The sequence below is a fragment of the Sphaerisporangium siamense genome (assembly GCF_014205275.1).
Classification (GTDB): domain Bacteria; phylum Actinomycetota; class Actinomycetes; order Streptosporangiales; family Streptosporangiaceae; genus Sphaerisporangium; species Sphaerisporangium siamense.
Map to the genome: position 1 here is coordinate 3,758,883 of NZ_JACHND010000001.1, position 21,727 is coordinate 3,780,609.

13 protein-coding genes are annotated in these 21,727 nt (G+C 62.7%); 7 read left to right on the top strand and 6 right to left on the bottom strand.

Annotated elements, in window-relative coordinates; all coding sequences use genetic code 11:
- Nucleotides 1-4 precede the first annotated feature (4 nt).
- Complete coding sequence (locus BJ982_RS17215; protein WP_184881298.1) at nt 5-514, bottom strand: hypothetical protein; 510 nt, start codon at nt 512-514, stop codon at nt 5-7.
- A gap of 1,355 nt (nt 515-1,869) precedes the next feature.
- On the opposite strand from BJ982_RS17215, the gene BJ982_RS17220 reads away from it, so the two are divergent.
- The 3 genes from BJ982_RS17220 (at nt 1,870) to BJ982_RS17230 (ending at nt 8,109) form a co-directional block, all read left to right on the top strand.
- A complete protein-coding gene (locus BJ982_RS17220; RefSeq protein ID WP_184881300.1) occupies nt 1,870-4,176 on the top strand; it encodes a hypothetical protein in 2,307 nt (768 codons plus the stop codon).
- A gap of 601 nt (nt 4,177-4,777) precedes the next feature.
- The gene (locus BJ982_RS17225; protein WP_184881302.1) at nt 4,778-6,697 is read left to right on the top strand and encodes an ATP-binding protein; all 1,920 of its coding nucleotides are present in this window, start codon (nt 4,778-4,780) and stop codon (nt 6,695-6,697) included.
- A gap of 557 nt (nt 6,698-7,254) precedes the next feature.
- Entirely contained in the window at nt 7,255-8,109 is an 855-nt protein-coding gene (locus BJ982_RS17230; RefSeq protein WP_184881304.1) for a hypothetical protein, read from the top strand.
- 44 nt (nt 8,110-8,153) lie between these two features.
- Here the strand turns inward: BJ982_RS17230 and BJ982_RS17235 are convergent, their stop codons facing one another.
- The 5 genes from BJ982_RS17235 to BJ982_RS17255 form a co-directional block, all read right to left on the bottom strand.
- Complete coding sequence (locus tag BJ982_RS17235; protein WP_203959001.1) at nt 8,154-9,047, bottom strand: adenine nucleotide alpha hydrolase family protein; 894 nt, start codon at nt 9,045-9,047, stop codon at nt 8,154-8,156.
- Nucleotides 9,048-9,170: 123 nt separating this feature from the next.
- Nucleotides 9,171-9,824, bottom strand: a complete 654-nt coding sequence (locus tag BJ982_RS17240; protein ID WP_184881306.1) for a hypothetical protein — start codon at nt 9,822-9,824, stop codon at nt 9,171-9,173.
- A 190-nt stretch (nt 9,825-10,014) separates the two neighbouring features.
- Nucleotides 10,015-10,917 carry a phospholipase D family protein gene (locus BJ982_RS17245; protein ID WP_184881308.1) on the bottom strand — a complete coding sequence of 301 codons (903 nt, stop codon included), beginning with the start codon at nt 10,915-10,917 and terminating at the stop codon, nt 10,015-10,017.
- Nucleotides 10,914-12,788: an ATP-binding protein gene (locus tag BJ982_RS17250; protein WP_239122897.1), complete on the bottom strand. Its 1,875-nt coding sequence runs from the start codon at nt 12,786-12,788 to the stop codon at nt 10,914-10,916. Before BJ982_RS17250 ends, BJ982_RS17245 begins: the two co-directional genes overlap by 4 nt.
- Nucleotides 12,785-14,389: a DEAD/DEAH box helicase gene (locus tag BJ982_RS17255; protein WP_184881312.1), complete on the bottom strand. Its 1,605-nt coding sequence runs from the start codon at nt 14,387-14,389 to the stop codon at nt 12,785-12,787. The genes BJ982_RS17250 and BJ982_RS17255 overlap by 4 nt, the downstream gene beginning before the upstream one ends.
- 374 nt (nt 14,390-14,763) lie before the next feature.
- Here BJ982_RS17255 and BJ982_RS17260 point away from each other — a divergent pair, with 374 nt between their 5' ends.
- The 4 genes from BJ982_RS17260 to BJ982_RS17275 are packed head-to-tail and all read left to right on the top strand — an operon-like array spanning nt 14,764 to nt 21,577.
- Nucleotides 14,764-16,035, top strand: coding sequence for a cysteine desulfurase family protein (locus BJ982_RS17260; protein ID WP_239122896.1), 1,272 nt, complete (start codon nt 14,764-14,766; stop codon nt 16,033-16,035).
- Nucleotides 16,036-16,089: 54 nt separating this feature from the next.
- Complete coding sequence (locus BJ982_RS17265) at nt 16,090-17,172, top strand: DUF4007 family protein (RefSeq protein WP_184881314.1); 1,083 nt, start codon at nt 16,090-16,092, stop codon at nt 17,170-17,172.
- Nucleotides 17,169-20,747: an ATP-binding protein gene (locus BJ982_RS17270; RefSeq protein WP_184881316.1), complete on the top strand. Its 3,579-nt coding sequence runs from the start codon at nt 17,169-17,171 to the stop codon at nt 20,745-20,747. The genes BJ982_RS17265 and BJ982_RS17270 overlap by 4 nt, the downstream gene beginning before the upstream one ends.
- On the top strand, nt 20,744-21,577 hold the full coding sequence (locus BJ982_RS17275; protein ID WP_184881318.1) for a phosphoadenosine phosphosulfate reductase family protein: 834 nt from the start codon (nt 20,744-20,746) through the stop codon (nt 21,575-21,577). The genes BJ982_RS17270 and BJ982_RS17275 overlap by 4 nt, the downstream gene beginning before the upstream one ends.
- Nucleotides 21,578-21,727 lie beyond the last annotated feature (150 nt).

Genomic DNA, 21,727 nt, shown 5'->3' on the forward strand with positions numbered 1-21,727 from the left:
CGGCTCAGCTCTCGAGCTCGGGACGCTCGCCGCTCGCGGCTTGGATGGCGAGCCGGGCCACGACCCCGTCGGCGACCTGTTCGGCCTGCTTCGCCTCCAGCCCCGCCTCGGCCCCGAGCTCCTTGATCCGGTCGTGTACGGCACGCAGCTGCTCCGCCGTCATCACCGGCATCACAGGATCCGCCCGAGGAGCCGGGTCCCTACCGGTGAGCCTGCGGAAAACCGCCACCAGCCGAGGCTTGAGCCAGCCGCCGGTCGCCGTCACAGCGCTCTCCGCGCTCTTGTTCAGCACCTCGTCCAGCACGATCCAGATCACCGGCGTGACCAGCGCCACGACTTCCCCGAGGCCGAAGCCCAAGGGCTCGCGGCGTGCGCGGGATCGCTTCAACCGCCGCACAGCCTCGTCGTGACCGACGTCGTCGAACGCGTGGACGATGGCCGCCTCTTCGGGGGCCACCTCTGCGACCACCTGGGAGACCACTTCGCGCGGAGAGGGACGTAAGCCCGCAGTCATGGCGAAATCGTACTCACTACAGTCATCTCGATCACGGATGTCGAGAATGCGGTGCCGGCAGTATGGCAAGGGAGCCCAGCAGCGACCCGGCCGTAAGGCCACCGCGGTGCACGCGTGAACGAGGCCCGCGAGGCTCGCTAGAACCTGTCGGCCACCGCACGTGATCGCGACGTGGGCGCCCACCCACGGTCCACTCCATCCGTACTCTCATTTTGCGCCCGGTCCAGGAGAACTCGAACTGGGGTTATCGGCGGGTGTACGGAGAGCTCACCACGCTCGGCATCAAGGTCGCACCCTCCATGACCTTGAAGGGCAGCGTCAAGCACATCCTGGGCGTCATCGAGCACGCCAACAGGCGCATCCGCGTGTTGGGCACCACCGCTCACTCGACCGCTGAACGAACGCCACCTACAGCACGCCCGACGCGAGTACGAACGGTTCTACCACCAACACCGCCCCACCAAGCCCCGACCCAAGCAGCCCCCCTGTGCCCCATCTCGGACCCGATCACAGATGCCGAACGAATCACCGACCTGAACATACGCTGACGAGACCGGCTCGGCGGAGTCCTCCACAAATACTCATATGCGGCTTGACCTGCAAGGATTAAATCATCGGCAAGCGCAGAGCTGGCAGTCGGATTAAGCATCCGGCCGCGATCGCCGACCTTCTGGGGGCGAGGCGGAGCCGTTGCTCTTGCCTATCAGGCCGGAGGCAACGGGTGATCATGGTGCGCGCAGGGTCGGCGCACCCGAGCACGCACGGAGCACGCAACCGCTAGACAAAGATTCCAGAACGCATCCGTCGCCGCATACTTGCAGGTCAGACCATGGTCAAAACGCAAAGCGCGCCCTGCAGGATTCGAACCTGCGACCGTCGGATTAGAAGTCGACCGCCACCCACCACCCCCATCACCCCTCCGACCTGCACCGCAGCCTTTCGGCAACCGGTCGGCGGCCAGCACCATCCCGCGCATATCCCGCAACGGTGCCCAGCCCCGTCACCCGGTGGGACGGGCTGAGGCACGAAGCCCGTCCCGTCGATCGCCCCCAACCCCGCACGGCGCTCAACCTCCGCAGGGCGATCGTAGGGGGACGCGACGCAACGGCCCCATGCGGCACGGCTTCCGTCTTTCGGTCTGGGAGAAAGATCATTACGTAGCCTTCACACTGGCCTGACCCGCGCGCGGAGGCCTCCTCGTCCAATTATCCCGTCTGCTGTCACGACCAAGGGGGTTCTCACGTACTCCCCGGACCCCCACGGCGTGTTCCAAGCGTGTACCAAGAAGTGTTGACGCCTGGCTACCCATCGATCTACCTTATGACGTGGAACACGCGAGGAACACGGGAGGGCATGTGGCGGCTCGCTACTACACGGCGTCGAAGGTTCGCGACAAGGGCCGTGAGAGGTACTCAGTTATCTTCCGTCACCCGATCCGCCTCGACCCCGCCACAGGCAAGCCCGGACGAAGGGTCAGGCGTGGTCTCGGCACGAGCGATGAGGCCGAGGCGGAGGAGTTGGTAACTCAACTCAACATGCTCCTGAGCGACGAGAGCTACTGGAGCGCGACGGCCAGGACGAACGCCGAGGGAAGGTTTGACGGGCGCGTCGTCTCGGCCTTCTTCGACGGCATGACGCCCGCGCGGGAGAAGGACTCGGCCAGGCTCCGGGAGAAGCTGCTGCCGCTCCCCTCAGCGGATGACGGATACCGCCGTGTGCTGCTGCTGGGTACGACCGGCGCAGGCAAGACCACCGTCGTCCGGCAGTTTCTAGGGACAGATCCGGAGTCTGACCGATTTCCCTCGACCTCGACCGCCAAGACAACGGTGGCCGACATGGAGATCGTGATGGGGCCCGGCCCCTTCCGTGCGGTGGTCACGTTCTTTCCGCGCGATGAGATTGTGGATCACCTTGCGGACTGCGCCTCCAAGGCTGCCCTGGCCGCGCTTGACGGGGCGGGGGATGGAGAGATCCGCCGGCTTCTGCTCGATCATGAAAATCAGCGGTTCCGCTTCAGCTATGTGCTCGGCCGGAGGGGACATCGCCCGGTTGCTCTTGCCGTCTCATCTTCCAGTGGGGACGACTTCGATGAATTCGATGACGAGGAACCAGACGAGGGGGCGGCTCAGGACTTCAGCGCCCAGCCGGCGGGCCTGGTCGGCATCGACCTCGATGCCACAATGGCATTGGTCGACGAGGCCGTGGTGACTCTCCGCGACCTGGTCAAGGAGCACGAGGACTACGCACGGACCATACTCGACACGAACGACAGGGAAGATGAGAGGGTCGTTCGGGAGCTCCTTGACGAGGAGCTGGACAAGATTCTTCGGGGAGACGAGCGCTTCAACGCCATAGTGGACTTTTTTCTCGAAGAGATTGAGAAGAGGTTCTACGCCCTCCCCATCGGTACCATCAAGCGCGACCAGCAGGCATGGCCGCTCACATGGACATGGGAGACGGACGAACGGGCCGAGTTCCTGCGGGGCGTCAACCGCTTCACGTCGAACTACGCGCCGCTCTTCGGACACCTTCTGACCCCCCTCGTCGACGGGATCAGAGTGGCCGGACCCTTTGCCCCGCTGTGGCTGGAAGGCGAAGTCCCGCGCCTGGTTCTCATTGACGGCGAAGGTCTCGGGCACACTCCCAAGTCCGCCGCGGCGATCTCGACCCCGGTGGCCAAGGCGATCGACGAGGCTGACGCCGTGCTACTGGTCGACAACGCCGCCATGCCCGTTCAGGCGGCGCCCGCCTCGGCCGTTCGCTCCATCCTCACGTCGGGCAACGCCGACAAGCTTCTCTTCTGCTTCACGCACTTCGACGAGGTGAAGGGCGACAACCTGCGAGGGTTGAAGGACCGGAGAAACCACGTCCTCGCCTCGGTTGAAAACCTGCTGTCCAATTTCCGCATTGAATTCGGCGTGAGGTCTGAGCTCATGCTGCGGCGGCGGCTCGACGTGGCAGTGTTTCTCGCCGATATCGACAAGCCGCTCGATCCCGACACCCAGTCGGGCCGACTGTCGATTAGCCAGTTCAAGAAGCTGCTCTCGGGCATCGAAGCGACCACTGAACGTCCGGAACTCGGCCCGGCGCGTCCCGTCTACGACAAGGCGAACCTCGTGCTCGCCGTCGCCGCGGCCGCGACGTCCTTCCATCGGCGCTGGAACGCGGTGCTCGGCATCCAGCGGCAAGCTGACGTGGCCAAGGAGCACTGGACGCGGATCAAGGCCCTGAACCGCCGCTTCGCTGAAGACACATCAGACCAGTACGATTCGCTGCGACCTGCTTCCGACCTGCGCGAATTCCTGAAAGATGAGATCTACAAGACCCTGCAGCGCCCTGTTGAGTGGACGGGCGACTCACCTGCGGATGACGAGGCCCTGACCGTCGTCATCAACGAATTGTCCCAGGCGATCGCCAGGCGGCTCTCCGCCGCGATCAGGGACCGACTCTCCGTGCGTCCCGTCAGGGAGTGGCAGCATGCCTACTACCTGAGTGGAAGTGGGTCGACCTTCGTCCGTGCCAGGCACATTTCCAACGCGATTTTCGCGCGGAACGTGCCGATTCCAGGAGTCACGCCGTCTCCCGATCACAATGACTTCCTCCATGCCGTGATCGCCGTAGTCAACGACGCGGCCGAAGAAGTCGGGGTGGAACTGCGCTGAGTCTCGCATCCGATTTTTCGCAAGGGCGTGCGGCACTCCGCGCTGAGCCGAGCAACGCGTGCTCAGCATTGGTGGCGTGGGCAGGTAGACGGCGAGCTGCCTGTTCTCGCATGCCTGAGTATCCGGACTCAGAGGCGGAGACGCGCCCCTGGTCGGCGGATGAGGTCCCTGCGGCGGGCGCTGTGTACGACGGGCGGCCCGTAGTTCCGCTGCCGTTCGGGACCGGCGCCCACGCCGCACGCCCGAACGGCAGGCGGACGGCGGGCCGCGCGGCGGCGCGAAGCGCCGCCGCCTTGATCATCTATGAGTGCAATTCGGCAGAGCATGCTACTACGGAATACCCAGCAATAGGAGAGAAGCGGTTACTCCGTCTTCTAATGCCGCTTGAGCTGGGCAAATAGCCTTCGCCGAGTGTGTACCATGCACGATGATCCTTTGTGTCCCTGCGGGGCTCCGCTGCAGTCCATCGTCACAAGCAGGGTGAATCGTACATCGCTACCAAATGTGACCGCCTGGAGTGCTTGCCCTCTACCGTGTTTGGGCAAACTGCGATATCCTCGACGAATGGTCTATATAGGCCTTGCGATGTATGGAGGATGACGTGGTCGAAACTTACAATCTCCTGAATCCAGAGTCTCTGACTGAAAACTACGTACGTCAACTACGGCAGACCATTGACGCATATCTTCCCCAGTATATCTTTATAGGTGAAGTCCTTCAGAATTCCCTGGACGCAGTTCGAGAGACGCAACACGGGAAACATAATATTGATATTACGATCGACCTGGACAAATCTGAGGTATGTATACAGGACGATGCAATGGGGTTTCCCAACGAGCCAAGTCTTCTTTTCCTCGGCGGAGGGAAGAAGGATGGTAAGAAACTCGCTGGCCAGGTTGGGGTAGGCCTCAAGGTGGTTCTCTTCAGTTCAGAGTACTTCAGTATACGATCGAGAACCGTCACGGGTGGATTCAGGTTCGAAATCGATGACGCGTACCGCTTCGACTCTGAAGACACCGTGCGTCCCAACTTCACAGTGCCGAAGCAATTCGAGCCCGACCCTGACCCCCTAGAGAGGTGTGGGACTGAGGTTAGATATCGATTCAATGGAGCGTCGAGAGTCCTCTCGAATTACCTAAAGCAAGTAAAAGAGGAGGCACTTCCCAAAGGGCTTAAGTCAGAATTCATGCCTACACTAACGAACGCCGTGGCAAGTGGAATCTTTCCAACAAGGTTTGCTGCTCTTCTCGCCTGCGACCTGAAGAGATTTTCTTACCTCGCCATGACAGAGGTTCCCGACGCACTTAAGGACACGACTGTTACTGTATCGATATTGTGTCAGAATCCTCAGGCGATCTTAGGTGACGTCCTGGCTGAGCTTTTCGACCAGAAGCAGGGGTTTACTTTTCAAGTGCCGGTCGGGTATCTGCAAATGGGGGAGACCGTGTCTTGGGCGAAGCCCCCGAAGCCGGCTCCTTATGCTCAGAAGCTCGGGGCTGGGGGGGCCGATCTTTTCAGAGTTCAGAATGGGTTCAATGCTACAGAATATCGTAGCGAAAGTGATCTAGAGCAACTTCTGACCAACGCCCGAGGGAAGCTTCCTGACGAGATTGAATCGTTCAGAAGAAACCTTTTCCCTAGGATCAACTTCGTTCGTTTAACGATTGCACGGATACCTCATCTCGAGCGCTATCTGCCTGGCGGAAGCCGACGAATCTTCAGTGCAAATGGAGTCGTGACGCAGCATTCTCCTGACTTGACCAAGGGGCGCAATCAGCAGTACGTAAGGTGCTTCGATATCGTGGTCGACGTAGATGCAGAGCTTAATTATGGGAAGACCCATCTAAAAAATATGCGTCTGGTAGGCCAACTCAAAAGTTTCGTTAATGAGGCGTATCGATCAGTCATTCAGAACGCTGCATCACGCTTCGTAGGCAAGGCGGATCCATTCGAAGAGGAAGAGCGGTCGGTTTCATTCTGGTCCAAGGAGGACCTTCTGCGCCCCGAGCTAACTATCTGCAAGGTCCCTGGAGATGAGAATGATGTAATAGCGCTGTTCTTTGAACTGGCAGGAATGGGCAAGTTCCCAGAGTTTCGCTGGTATGGATTGTCTCAACGGGATAAGTATGACGCGCGGGCTGTTATACAACGTGTAATGGATGACCCGAAGGTCCTCGAAAGGCCAACCGAGAACTCGCTCCGCGTAGTGGAATTTAAGATTCGGGCCGGAGCTATTACAGAAGACTTCGATCGCGAGGATAAGTCTCCTAAAGATGTGCACCTTCTGATAGCGTACGAAGAAGGTGTTTCCAGGTCGCCCCAGTTTCAATTCATCGATATCGGGGATTCGGATACATATGCGCGTGCTCCCGAGAAGATATTTCCACATGTAACCCGGGTCCTTAAGGACATGCAATCCGGCTATGAGGTGCAGGTTCTTCTGTTGAGAGAATGTCTAGAGAAGTTTTTCCCGCCACCGCCGCCTCCTGCGGCTCCGGAAGACGCAATAGACGACTATTGAGACTGATGGTTTCGCGTGCCATCGAAGGAACCGCCCATAGGCGAGTCACCGGGCGGCAGCTTTCGCTCAGGGCCTTGGCCCATGATCGGTAACCATGCGATCATAGGGTGCTCCTAGGATCATATTCGTCCGGCCTGTCCCGCTGGCGCTGGCCGTTGACACCATTATGGGTTTTAGGTGGGCGTATGAGGCTGCTCTCCACAGTGGCCCTGTCGAGCGCTCTGATGTTGACGCGACTTCGCGTGACGGCTCGCCGGCGTCACAGCGCCGTGAGTCCACTACGATGCGGGTGATACGCAATTCAGGTTTTAACGCAGTAGGTTGATTAGTTGCTCGGACATCACTGCCAATCGGTGCTGCACCGCTTCGACTTCCCGCCGAGTCGTACGCTGAAGGCACCACACCCATATCCGCCCCCATTGGCAAACCTCACTACAGGCGCGAGGTGCGAAGCAACATTCTCTCTATCTCTGTCTTCGCCAAACGATCAGGTGCGCTACGACCGCGGCGACCTCATGTATACCCCTCTGGCTCGGTGGGTATGAGAAGCTCCTTCTATGACCACCGATGATGCGGAGGGCGTCTGCCTTCCCCTATACCGCACGCAGGCATCACTCGCGCTTGCTACGCCGGAGAATCACGTCCGTGAGCTTACCGATTGGGTAGAGCACGCTTTTGTCGTACGCGGTGAGGCTGTCCAACAGGAAGGTTGGGAGAGCGCTTACAAGTGGCTCCGGCTTGCCCAAGGGCTGCGCACAATGACCTTCGACATGTCGTACGAAGACGGGGGCATGTGCGCCGTCGGCGATGACTTCGACGCCGTCTGGTCGGAGATGATGGAGGAGTGGCAGCTACACCTAGTGCGGCTTGGCTATGTTCGGGCAGCGCTCGAAGGATTCGTCAGAGTGCTGTACCCGCACAGCTCGCAGCCCGCTACCGCCATCGAAGAGGCGGAGCACCACCTGTCTCACCGCGCCGACGTCTGGCCACTGCATGCACGCGAAGTCGCCCAGCACCTCACGGCCCATACAAGGGATCGGGCCGACGGCACCGCTGTGTCCGTCGCGTCCGGTGTCGCCCAGGCGATCGCAGTGCATCATCAGGTGGTGCACGGCCTCGCAGGAATCCCCGAGCCGATCCACGACGTGGACGCGAAGGTGCACGCAGCCGGCCGGGAAGCCATTTGCGCCGCCAGGGAGGCGTCCACGGCCGTGATGCTGGGCATCCAGCTGCTGCTGGCGAGAGCACTGGCCGAAGGGAGCATCGCGGTTCTTAACGAGGATAAGTACCTCTTCGATGGCAGGTATGTCCCCGATGGTGCTGGCGGCAGCCGGTGGGTAGATGACGAAATGCCCTACAGCGAGTACCTGGCGGTTCTCCACCTTGAGCCTGGCGAGCCGCCGGAGCTCTAACCAGGGTGATCGTACCGGCCGTCGGCTCTGTTCCGCCCGTTAATTCAGGTCATACACCAGCCGGAGTCACAGGAACCGTCCCCCTCGTCGATGCTGCTGTCTCCCAAATCGTCTGCACGGATTGCCTGCGGGAGTGGGCGACCGTACCTGGTGAGATACACAGAATCGCGTCCGAGCGCAGCCCGGCGTTCGTTGATCATCTCCTCAAGCTGCACCGAGAGGGCGAACAGCTCGGGTTCGTGCTTGCGCTGGTGCCGCCACGCGCCGACGGTGCGAAAGGGGCAGAAGAAGCAGGAGCTTTTCGGTGGAACAGGCAGGCCGACCTCCGTGATGATGTGCTCGCAGTCGCTCCTCCGCAACCCGAGATCGAGGAGGGGATACTCGATGAGCTCGTGAGGCTCTCGTCGGCGCCGGTTGGCGCGGTGGATCTCGTCCAGTGATATACCGATTGCCACCGCCGCCGGATGCTCTGCGGTGGCCCCGTGCTCTCGGAGCCACCGCCCGATCACCTTGATTTTGAAGTCCGTTGTGCAGTTACGTCGGCCTGGAGCCCCATTCGCCATGCGCACTGGGATGGGTATCGATCGCGTGGCCGGCCGGTTCAGGCGCTGCATGAGTGTCTCGGTGGATCCGTCACGTCGGCGCCGCCTGAGCTCCTGGACTTCGAGCCCCGCTCGGGCCGCATACGGGATGGCGATCTCGCGAACGTAGGCGAGCGTCGCCGGGTGCTCGCTGTCGTCGCCCACGTTGGCGAAGAGGAAGGTCCGGAAATCGATCTCTCTACGGGCCGCCAGCGCGAGCAGCGCTGTTGATTGCACGCCACCTCCGTAGGAGACGACCTTCACGGAGGCGTAGCTCGGCCAGCCGGAAGCGGCCCGGTGATCGAAGTCGGTTGGGTCGGCGCCATGGGCTCCGAGGGCGTGCTTTAGGCTCGACATGTGAGAGATGATATTGACAGAGGCGCCGCGCATCAAGTGTTTATCTCACAATCGTTGGCGAACAACGAAACTGATCGCGGGCGGCGTCGCAGCCTGGGTCGTAACCGTAGGCGGACAGTTGACTCAGGGCTGAGGCTTGATCACGACGGAGTAGCCCTGGGTCAGTACAGATGCGAGGAACTCCACGGCGGCGGCCTGGTCGGCGCTCGTGAACGTTCGTGCTGCGGGGAGCACCTCTTGCGGCGGGCGCACCATGGTGGTGGGGTTGCCAGACTTGCGGCCGCGAGGCTTCTGTGGGGCGCGCTCACCGGCACGCAGCATGGCGATCTCGGCGGTGACGACGGATCGCTTCCGGTGTTGCGCGTCCGCAAGGATCGTTTCCAAGAGCCAGAGCGGAGAACCAGAGAGGACGAGGTCAGCCTCGGCGATACGTCCACGGTTACGCCATCGGGAAACTGCCTGGGCATCTCGACCGAGGATACGGCCTACCTCCTGAATGCCGAGGATGACAGGCAGTTGTTCGTCGTTCTGCAAGACATAGCCGTAAGGGATGGCCGCCTTGTAGGCCCCGAGCTGGCCCTGATCAATTCGACGGTCTCCGACACCGCTGATGCGCAGCACCGTCGCTAGCAGCCAGTACGGGTTGCCGGAAGCGACTAGGTCGGGCTTGGGCAGTGTGCCTTCTGTGCGCCACTTCTGTGATGTTTGACGCTCGACTCGGAATAGGAAGGCGATCTCAGCGTGCCCGAGCAGGTACGGGACCCGCACTTGAGCCATGAGATCCTTCCCAACATCTGTGCTCCTACCGCAAGCCCGCCAGGCGGGGCTGCCGCCACATCTGGCGGTCCGTACAGATCCTAGACACACCGGCGGATCAGGTCGGGTGGCCGACAGCGGCTCGACATCGAGCAGTTTGCCGGCAGCGGCGACCTCAGTACCGATGTCAAGGTCACTTCGGACGGGGCGGTTACGGCAGCTCCCGTCCGTGCCTGATTTCCCACGTTCCCACATCCGTGTAAAAGTGGCCGAAGTGCCGAAGCCACGCGGCAATGGTCTCGGTCGCTCTTTTGGCCTGCTCATCGGTCATGCCTGCCTGTTCCTGCAGCGCATGCTGCAGCGCAACGTTGGTCAGGCGACTACCCTCCACCAGCCCCCGGAGAGCGGGAATCTCCCGCAGGCGCTTTTCGACCCAGTCGGAGAACTCCTCCTCAGTCAAGGCTGCCGGTACGCCCAAGAACGCGAGGTCCCGCAGGATGGCTGCTTCCAAGGATCGCCCGAATCGAGCCCTTCCGCAGTAGTACGGGTAGACGGCCTCCGGGCGCCGTGTGACCGGGTGCCAGCTCTGCTGGGCTTCCTCTCGTAGCTGGTCGGAGGCAGTCGGGCGGTGTTCCTTTAGCAGCTCCGCTTGTCTTCTCACCAGGGTGGCCATGTGGGGCGTCGCCTCGATTGCGCATGTCTCGATCTCGGCGAGTACCCGGCCGACTTCCGGATGTTCCGCGGACGCCTCGATAAGGATCTCAATGTTCGGGTTTGTGACCCGCCCGGTGGCCTTCCCTGTCAGGTTAGCCGATCCGATCAGACAGCGCTCGCCTGCAATATAGAACTTGGCGTGCAGACTCGGGCATAGGGCGATGCGCAGCCGCTTGTCGTCCTCTGTGAGCTCAATGATTTCAGGGTCCGACACCCCTGCCGCCACCTCCTCAGGCACCCACCGCGTGATGCACTTGATGCTCCTGACTGAGGCGGAGACGGCGGAGAGTACGGCTACTAGAACCTCTCGCTTGATGAAGGGCGCCACGAGGGTTACGCGTCCATGGGCGCCCGTCATCAGTTCTTCTATCTGCCGCCAGATGTGGGCGGACTCGGTCACGCGTCGCTGGCCTTTCCGTCCACAAAGTCGCGGGCGTACCGTCCCCACTCGCGGCGGGCGTCCGCGATACGTTCGCGGTCGCGGTCGGGGTAGGTCTCGTCCTCCATACGAGCCCAGGAGAAGAGCAGCAGCTTGAAAGTCTCCGCGGCACGGTTAAGCCGGTTGCGCAGGTCGTCCACGTCCGCTTCTTCCGGGACGTCTTCAAGGACAGCCATCAGCTGAGCGTGCAGTGGGTGCTTCTCGTTAAAGATCACCTGCAGCATGCCGGCCATGAGGTCGATGCTGAAGAAGGCGGAGGTGTCCTGGAAGCTGGAGATCCATCGCGCGCGGAGATCCTTCTCCAAGGCCTCCTCGACCATAGACTGTGCAGTGTCCTCGTCAAGGTGGTGCCGCTGGGTTAGGGCTTCGACCTGTTCTTGCCGCTTGGTCTCGCTGGTCGCCCCTGCCTCCAGCTCGTCCGTCTTGCCGGTGTAGCCCTCCTCGCTTCGGCGCTTGACGGCATCGGTGGCCCTGGAAGCGGCGTCATCGTCGTGCCGCTTCTTGCTCTTACGTGTACCGACCGTCTGCTGCTTCAGCTGCCGCCGGATGGCAGGCAGGAGCTTCTCCTCTAGGTAGAGCACGAGGTCGATGAGAGGAAGACGCGGATCGTTGAACTCGGCAAGGCGATCCTTGAACCCTTTAAAGGACTCGCCGGTGTCGGCGTGGGCCTTCCAGTCGAAGTGAGCAAGGGAGGAGAAGACAGTGGCGCTCTGCTTGTTGTTCGTCACGCCGAAGATGGTGTCGAGTTCCGGCGGGAACTCCACCTCGACGCCCCACCACCGTTCCGTCGGGTCGTACCCAATAGCCCAGGATGCGTCGAGGTCGAGTTCCCTGCTCTGGCGTACGAGCGAGATGCCGACGTTGCGCCTGGCGTGCTTGCCCCACGGAAGAGTTCCAGGGTCGGTCGTGCGACTGATGTCGTCCGGCCACGGATGGCCTTCGACATTGGCACGGCGTGCCTCCGGGCGAGCGATGGAGGCCCGGACCGTGATGTTGTGCTTCTTGCCCTCATGAAGCACGGGGAAGTGTGACACGCCGGGCTCGGACTCGCTGCCCATGGAGAAAGGCATGAACATCGGCTGGTCTGCGAACGGCGCAGGGGTGGAAGTGGGCGTCATCAGGTAGAGGGGGTCGTTGGGTACGGCGTGGTATTCGCCGTCGACAACTTTGCCCTCTCGGACAGGCGCCATTCGGATGTCGACGCGTCCGTCGTGAAGATAGTGCCGATAGACGCGGCCGATCAGCTCGGCGGTGTTCTTCAGGGTGGCGGCGGCTCCGTACCAGTTGACCTTGTCCAGCTTGGTCCAGACGACGAGCGTGCCGGTATCACCTAGCCCCTCGCTCAGGTCCCGCCAGTAGTCGGGTAACGGATGATGTGTGGGTTCGGGGACATTGTCAATCAACCCCGTTTCGATCTCTTGGAGATCGAGGTAGGTGTGCATGGCGTTGCCCGCGCCGTTGGTCCAGGACCAGACGTCGAGCCGGGTGCACTGGGACATGCTGGAGTTGGGCAGGCCCATGCCGAAACGGCCGATACGGGCGGGGTCGGCACCCTGCCCGTCACCGTACTTCAGGGCGCGCCGCAGCTGCGGCGGCTCCATGCCGTGGCCGTTATCGAGGACGGCGATGGTCTCCACCCGGTGGTTGGTCCGAGCGCCGACTTTCACCGGGTTCTCGCAGGCGAAGACTTCAACGAGAGTGGCCTTGGCGTCGATGCTGTTGTCGATCAGTTCGGCGAGGGCGTAGGCGGTGTTCTTGTAGCCACTGTCCCGCATGGCCTTGACGGTCAGCGAGGGACTGACGATCCGGTAGTTGCTGCCGTCGCTGGTCACGCTGTCTCCCATACGTCTTCCCAGTTGGTGAATGCCTCCGCCACGTCGCCGAATCCGGGAAGCTCCGGGTTCACGACGGTGACGATTTCGCAGGTGGCGGTCCCGCCAGCCTTTGGGCCGCGGATCACGCGGCCGACCATCTGGCTGTAGAGCACCAGGGACCTGGTTGGGCGGGCGATCACTGCAGCGCTAGCGGCCGGGGCGTCGAAGCCGGTCGTCAGGACGCCGAAGTTGCACAGAACCATGGGGCGCTGACCAGCCCCCTTAAACCGAGAGATCACCTGGCTGCGGTGCCGAGGAGAGGACTCTCCGGTTACGAACTCAGCATCAATGCCGGCCGCGGATAGGACGGCCGCGATCAGCCGGCAGTGGTCGACAGAGGCGGCGAACACCAGAATGCGGCGGTGCTCCTGGAGCAGCCCCATGATCGTCTGGACGATCTTGAGGTTCCACTGCTCGTCTCGCGCAAGCTCGGCCAGCATCACGGCCGGGATGTCGAACGACCGCGCAAGGAGCTGTTGATCTTGAGCTGACAGGTGCATACCCGGCGCAGAAGCCACTGTCCTTATCAGCGGCTTGGCCAGATATCCCTGCTCAATCAGGGCCGTCACAGGGTTGGTGTAGCCCTCGATCTCCAACATGACCTTCTGTCGGGAGAAGTAGTCGGAGAGCTCCTCGTCCTTGGAGATATCCGCCCACGTCCGACCTGGAGTAGCTGTCAACCCGAGGAGGCTAGCGTCATGGCGGATCGTCAGTTCATCGACCACCCTCTCGAAGGTGGGAGCGATGATCTGATGAGCCTCGTCGAAGACGGTCAGGGTGCTGCGTGCCGCAAGGGTGGCTAGGAACTGCGGATCCGACTTTAGAGTCGAGACGGCTTTCTCCAGGCCGAGAACGACCAGCCCATCGGTCATCTCCATGAGCATTGCAGGGGCATTGCCCCACACACGAAGAACGGGGAGCGGACGGTCACCGACCTTGGTCCAGGCGCGCTCAAACTCTGCGGCGGCCTGCTCCAGCAGCTCCTGCCCATGCGCCAGCCACACCACCACGGTCGGTTCGTGCTGCCGCAGATGATCGCAGATCAGACTCATGCCCGTTCGCGTCTTGCCAACGCCAGTGGGTAGATGGAGCACTGTCCGCCGCGAGCCGTCGTACAGCAGTTCCTTGACCCGGGCTGCCGCCTGACGCTGATGCGGGAACAAGGCATAGTCGGGCGCCGCCTCCTGCTTGAACGCTGGCGGGAGGGAAGGCGCCCGGTCGATCGTGAAGCCCATAAACTCAAGCAGCTCGCGCCGCTCGTCAGCCGTCCACTTCAGGCCCCGTAGATAGTCCAGGGGTGCCTGCCCATCGCCTACAGAGCCAAGCCGCTGCGCCAGCTCGGCCTGCTTGGGGCCCGGAACCATCTCTATGAGAGCGCAGCGTTCGGCCTCGTCAGCGACCAGGCGCTCGGCGTCGATAGCGATCGGGGCAACGGCCCGCAGCCGATCGTCTGGCGCTTTACCCCCCTCGATCAGATCGAGCAGGGCACATAGCTGCTCGCCGAGATGTGCCCGGATGTACGACACCGGCGCATCAGCGAGGAGCGCCTTGAAGGACATCCCCGGTGACCAAGTCGTCAAGACTCACCTGCCCGATGCGTGGCGGACAAGAGCCCTCACACGCGCGGTCGGCGCAGTCGTCATGAACTTCCTCTCCCAGTTTGAGTACGCCCAGCGCTGCCCTCACGTGTAGGTACTGCACGGTCGCAGCGTGCGAACCACCCTAATCAGGGGCACTGACAACAGGGGCACTATTAGGCGAAAACCCCAGCCCGGGGCGGGGTTTGTCGCTCTCTGGCCGGAAATCCCTGCCCCTTGGGCAGATCTTGTTGCAGGCGAGCTGTGCGCACCACGCTTAGGTGTAGAACGTTCGTTCCAGTAAGCGACCTGTGACACCATGCGGCTGATCGATTCAAGTGGCAGATCTTGTCCACATGACTAGGATCGACTTGCTCCTGGTGGAAACCCGGATGCGGCGCGAGCTTTCCCCCAGGAGTACATTGCTCTGCGACACACGTGAGACGGAGTGGCGGATGATGAACAGGCCCAATGGGTCGGATGTGTCCTACCTTGACTACAATGCCACAGCACCGATCCGACCCGAGGCCGCCGCAGCCGTCATTGAAGCGATGCAGTCGGTCGGAAACGCCTCAAGCATCCACCAACCGGGACGACGGGCCGCGCATCGGGTCGACCTTGCTCGTCGACAGCTGGCAGCCCTGCTTAACTGCTCACCGGGCGAGATCATCTTCACGTCCGGGGCTACCGAGGCCAACAATCTTGCCCTCCGCTCTACCTACATCCCTGGGCGTCCGCTGGTGACGAGCCCGGTGGAACATCCTGCTGTTCTGGAGACAGCCCGGATGGTGACCGTCGAACGTCCAGAGGACCTTGTGTTGCTGCCGGTCGGCTCCGACGGCCTGGTGGATCTCAACGCCGTGGAGCAGGTCTTCGCGACACGAAGCGGTGGGGTCGTCTCCCTGATGAGAGCGAACAACGAGACCGGTGTCCTTACTGATCTTCGAGTCGTGGCCAAGGCGGCTCGTGAGGTCGGCGCCCTCGTTCACACGGACGCCACCCAAATCGTCGGCCGTCTGCCTGTAGATGTTGCTGAACTCGATGTCGACCTGCTGTCGCTGTCGGCCCACAAGTTCGGTGGCCCGCAGGGCGTCGGCGCGCTGTATGTGCGGCGTGGGACGCCACTGCCGCCCCGGTCGCTCTTGGTGGGTGGCGAGCAAGAGCGCGGCTTGCGCGCGGGTACTTTGAACGTGGCGGGGATTGTCGGTATGGGTGCTGCGGCCGACGTGGTACGACGCGACCTTAGTGAGGAAGCCAAGCGTATTACCGCACTGCGTGACCGCCTCGAACGCCTGCTGACCTGTGCTCTGCCTAACTGCCGTATCAATGGCCGGCGAGATCAGCGACTCCCTGGTGTTACGAGTATCACCTTTCCGGGGGTGCCAGCGGATGCCGTGCTGGCGGCCATGCCTGACGTCGCTGCTTCGGAGGGCAGCGCGTGTGCGTCCGGTGCCCCGACGCCGAGCCACGTGCTTCTGGCGATGGGACTGTCCCGAGAGGATGCCGATAGCACGATCCGCTTCTCGCTGGGCTACGTCACTACGGACGCTGAGATTGAGCACGCGGCGCAAGCCGTCGCACGTGCTGTGACGCAGGTTCGTTCCGCGCTGGCCGATGGCTCTCGCTGACTGTCACCCGTTCAACACCTCGTTAGAGGAATGCATCGAACATGGAGGTTCTGGATGTCAGACAGCCGGCTTGGGGAAGCCGCTCATTTTTCCTTCGCGCGACATGAGACCTTCGCGCCTCGCTTCGGCTGGCTGCATAAGGCGTATACGCAGGTTAAAGACGACCCGAGCGCGTTCCTCGCAGATGACGCCCCAGTGCTGTTCGGCGTGGGCAAGAACATGGTCAACGCCATGCGCTACTGGTCGCGGGCCTTCAAGCTGACCCGCGAGCACTACCCGACGAGCGGGGCGCGCTCCAAGTACTCTTTCCCCACCTGGGAGGCCCGTTGGCTTCTCGACGATGATGGCGCTGACCCCTATTTGGAAGAAAATGGCAGCCTGTGGTTGCTGCACTGGTGGCTGGTCTCTTCCCGTCCCGGGGCTAAATGCTGGGCGCCGACCTGGTACACGGCTTTCCATCTTGCGCCGTTCTCCCGGTTCACGGTGGCGGACATGACGCAGGTCGTCACTCGGCACGTGAACTTCTCCTACAAGGAGAGTCCGGTCGAAGCATCAATCGGTCGTGATATCGACTGCTTGACCAAGATGTACGCGCGTAGCGCTCCGGAGAAGGCCGGCTCACCGGGCAGCTATGAAGACCTGCTTGCTTGCCCATTCCGAGACCTCGACCTGCTTACCTTTGTTGGCACGCGTGGCAAGCCAGAGTGGCAGTTCACTAGCGGGCACCGAACCACGCTACCTGCCCGGGTCCTGGCCTATGCCTGCCTCGACTACGCCGCCAAGTTCTCCCGTCAGGCCAACTCGATCTCTGTTGCCCGTCTGGCCAACGAGCCGGGTTCCCCGGGGCGCGCCTTCCGCGTCAGAGAGAACGAGATCGTCATGGCGCTGCAGAAGGTCGCCGCGGACCACCCGCAACTTAACCTGACCGAGGCCGTAGGACAGCGCAGCCTCGCGTTCGCGATCGACCCCTTCGTGCTGGCATGGCAGGTGCTCGACGAGCAGTATGACTTCGTCACCCAGCGCCCCGGTTTCCCTACCCGCGAAGAATGGGCCGCCCAGTTCCCTAAGCTCGCCGAGGCCGAACCAAAGGAACTCACCACCAACACCGCCGAGCCGCTCTTTGAGGAGACCGCGTGACCACCGCGACCCCCACGCGGACCTCCAGCAGCCCCGCGACCTTCGCCCCCCAGTTTCCCGCCGGCATCGAACTCGTCGGCTCCCAGATGCGCTCGACGAACCTTGAGCGGGACATTACGGACGACCTGCACGCTCCCTATGTCGGCGCCCGGGCGGTCGATGTTCTGGAACGTGTTGCTAGCGCGCTTGCCGACCAACGCCGAACCCGCGCCTGGTCGTTCACCGGCCCATACGGATCCGGCAAGTCCACCCTGTCCAACTTCATCGACGCCTTGCTCGGGCGGGACGCCAAGCGGCGCAGCGAGGCCGAGCGCATCCTCGACGAGGCCAGCCCTGCTCTCGCTCAGCGCCTGGTTGGAGCACGCGATGCCATCGCCCCCCAAGGGTTCCTCGGCGGCGTAGCCACCGCACGCCGTGAATCCCTGATCGCCACGCTCGCCCGGGCCCTGCACACCGCGGCGGAGCGACGCTGGGACAAGCGCATCCCCAAGGCCATCGCTGCGGCCCTTACGGCATGCGCCGACCCGGATACTGCCAGCGCTAAGAACATCCTCGACGCCGTTACCAAACTGACGGCGGGCGGACAGCCCCTGCTCCTCGTCATCGACGAGTTCGGCAAGACGCTGGAACACCTTGCTGGGCACAACGAGTTCGCCGACGCCCAGCACGATCTGTTCCTGCTGCAGGAACTCGCCGAGAAGTCGGCCGGCCCCAATGGGCTGCCCGTTTACCTGATGACCCTGCAGCACCTGTCGTTCATTGATTACGCCGCCCGGTCCAGCGAACTGAAAACCCGCGAGTGGGCCAAGATCCAGGGGCGCTTCGAGGACATCACCTTTGTCCCTCATCACGGCGACTCCCTGCACCTGCTGCGCCGCTGCCTCGACCACGCGGCCGTCAGCCCCTCAGGGCAGGCACTGATTACCGCCTCGGCCCAGGCAGCCGCGGAGATCTGGACGGAGCATGGTCTCGGGGCCCTAGCTGAACTCGGACCCGAGCATTTCGCGGACCTCTACCCGCTGCACCCGATCACGGCCCTCGCCGCACCGATCCTCGCTGCCCAAATCGGCCAACACGACCGCAGCATCTCAGGCTTCCTTAACAGCGGGGAACCTAATACCGTCCGTCACTCGCTAGCCCGGCACAGTAGCGAGAAGGCCGACCGTGCCAGCACGGTGCGACTGCCGCAGCTGTACGACTACTTCCTCAACTCTGGGCGCACCACCCTGCTCGCTTCCGCCAACGCGAGCCGGTGGATCGAGGTCGACTCGCGCATTCGGGACGCAAACGGCCTTCCGGACACCGATCAGGACATTCTAAAGACCATCGGTGTCCTCAATCTGATCGACTCCGACGGGGTCCTCAGTGCCACCGCGCCGATGATTCACTTCGCTCTCCACGACCCCACGGAGGTCGCCGACCCCGACGACTTCACGGCGCTCGAAGAACGACTCGCCGACCTTGTCCGCCGGGGCTTCGTGGTTCACCGTGAGTTCAGTGGCGAGTACCGGGTTTGGCAGGGCACGGACGTCGACATCGACGGTCGACTCAAGGAAATCATCAGCCACTTCGATGACGCCTCGGTTATCGATCGTCTCGGCAGTCTCGTCCCACAGGCATTCGTGGCTGGCCGCCATAGCCAGGTCACCGGCATGATGCGCGTATTCTACACCGCGGTTAGTGGTCCGGAGACCAAGACAGTTGCCGCCCCGGACGAGTTGAGGGAGCCTGCCGACGGTCTCGTCGTCTTCCACCTCGGCACCGACGCCGATCGGCCGAGCGTCGACTCGCCCCTGCCAGTGCTCGTTGGCACCACGCCACACCCGGACGTGGTGCTCACGACGGCGACCTACTTGGTCGCGCTTAAAGAACTCAGCAATGACCAGGGCCTCGACCACGTCGCCCGGCGGGAAGTCACCGAGCGAATCGTGCAGGCCGAAGCGGAACTGCTGGAACTGATGCAGGACGCTTTCTACCCGCCGTCCTCCGAGGCGTCGTGGAACCTGTGGCACAGCGGCATCGCCCCCGGCGAAGCACCTGCCGCCTCGAACCTGACGGCCCGAAGTCTCAGCGGACTGGTCTCCCTGGCCTGCGAGTCGGTGTACCCGCACACGCCCCACATCCGCAACGAGATGCTCGGCCGTCACGTCCTGACCAGCCAGGCCGCCCAGGCCCGCGGCATACTGCTAACAGCCATGTTCTCCGCTTCAGGGCAAAAAAACCTCGGCTTCACGGACGGCTACAAGCCCGAGCGCGCTATGTACAGCGGCGTGCTGGCCTACCTTGGCCTGCACCGCCAGAACGGCGTGGCCCAGGCCGAGAGCCAGCAGGAAAGCCTGCTCCCGTACGGCTTCTCCCCGCCTGGAGAAGGCCACGAGCATGCACAGCCCGCCTGGAACGCGCTGAACGAGGTACTCACCGGTGCCACCGAGCGTCTGAGCACCGAGGAGGTCATCCGGACTCTGATGAGCCCGCCTTTCGGGCTCAAGGCCGGAGTCATTCCGGTGTTTCTCGTGCCAGCTCTCGTCATCCGCCGACACGACATCGCCCTGTTCGAGGAAGGCACCTATCTGCCCCGGCTGACCATCGACGTGGTCGAACGCCTCGTTAAGGGCCCGGGACGCTTCTCGGTGAAGTACACGCCGGCCGGAGAAGGCCAGCGCGGCGGCATTATCAAGAAACTGATGATCTCCCTCGGCGTGGAAGCACCACGCTCCAAGGCTCTGCGCAACCCCGACCTGCTCGCGGTCGCCAGTGCCCTAATCATGCGGGTGGCCGATCTCAACAAGTACGCCCGCACCACGCAGAACATCTCCGCCGATGCTCGCGCGGTGCGCGCGACCATTGCTAAGGCGGTGGACCCTGACGAGCTGGTCTTCCACGCACTCCCAAAGGCTCTCGGTCTCCCCGAGGTCCCGGCACGCACGCGCGCCAACGTGGAGGCGGCGAACACTTATGTCGAACGCCTTACCGCAGCTGCGGACGAACTCGTCGCGATCGACGATCGGCTGCGCACGGAAGTCATCCAAGTACTGGCCAAGGAGTTCCGCCTGCCAGCCAAACTGTCCCAGCTGCGTACCCAGCTCGCGGCCCGTCTGCGAGGCTTCGCAGACGCCGTGCTAGCACCGGAACTGCGGGGCTTCGTCGACTTTGTCCTAAGCGACAGTCTCCAAGACGACGACTGGCTTGAGCCCATCGTCGTACGCCTCACCAACTCCGCCCTCGGCGACTGGGACGACCACGAAGTCAAGGTCTTCCCCCAGAAAGCCAGGGTGATGGCTGCAGCCCTCGACCGCGTCGGTCACCTGCACCATGCCGGACGTGAGATCCGTGGTCGGGAAGAGAAGCTCGACGCGCAGCTGTTGACCTTGACCGACAGCGCCGGCGTAGAGCAGCGCACCCTGATCTACGTGCCGGAGCATGCCCGTGGAGAGGCCGACACACTGGCCATTGACGTCTTGAAGCAGGCCGAGAAGGTGCTCGGCCCGGATGGAGCACGCATTCTGCTCGCTGCCCTCGCTCAGCGTGTTACCGATGCCGCCGCAGCGGCAAGTGAAAGGAAGGCAGAGGGATGACAGAAGGAGTCGACAACAAGAAGGTCCGGCACGTGCTCGGTATATCCGGCGGCAAGGACTCCTCCGCGCTTGCTGTCTATATGCGCGACCGAGTTCCGGAGATGGAGTACTTCTTCTGCGACACCGGCGCCGAGCTGCCTGAGACCTACGAGTACCTCAACCGGCTTGAGGCTGCTCTGGGAAAGTCGATCGTGCGGCTGAACGCCGACCGCGACTTCGACCACTGGATGGAGGTCTACCAGGGCACCCTGCCCAGCCCCCAGATGCGGTGGTGCACCAAGAACCTAAAGATCAAGCCCCTGGAAGACTGGGTCGGTGACGACAAGGTCATCTCCTACGTCGCTATCCGCGCCGACGAGAACCGCCTCGGCTACGTCAGCACTAAGCCGAACATCGAGGCCGTCTTTCCCTTCCGCGAGGACGGCATCGACAAGGACGGTGTGATGCGGATTCTCGACGAGGCTGGCATCGGTCTACCCGACTACTACGAGTGGCGCACTCGCTCAGGCTGTTACTTCTGCTTCTTCCAGCGCAAGCACGAGTGGGTCGGCCTCAAGGAGCGTCACCCTGACCTCTTCGAACGGGCCGTCGAGTATGAGGAGAAGGTTCGGTACCGCCACACTGCCATGAAGGGCCGCAACTACACCTGGTCGCAGGGTGAGTCCCTTCCGGATCTGATAGCGCGCAAGGACGAGATCGAGGCTAAGCACCAAGCGGCCTTGGAGCGCGCCGCCAAGCGCATCAAGCCCAACCGGCCCCTCCTGGAAGTCCTCAGTGACGCCCTCGACTCCGAGGATGACGAGGCCGGCTGCTCCGTCTGCCACCTCTGAGAGGGTGACGCCCGGGTCCAACTACATAGGCCCGCCCCGGCGAAGGCTTTCGCGCGGTGGGCCGTTGCCGTCAGTCGTTCGGGCACATCAGAGGATTGCACCGATTAGTGGCTTGTGATGCGGCAGCCGCAGACCTAACCGCCACGTTGC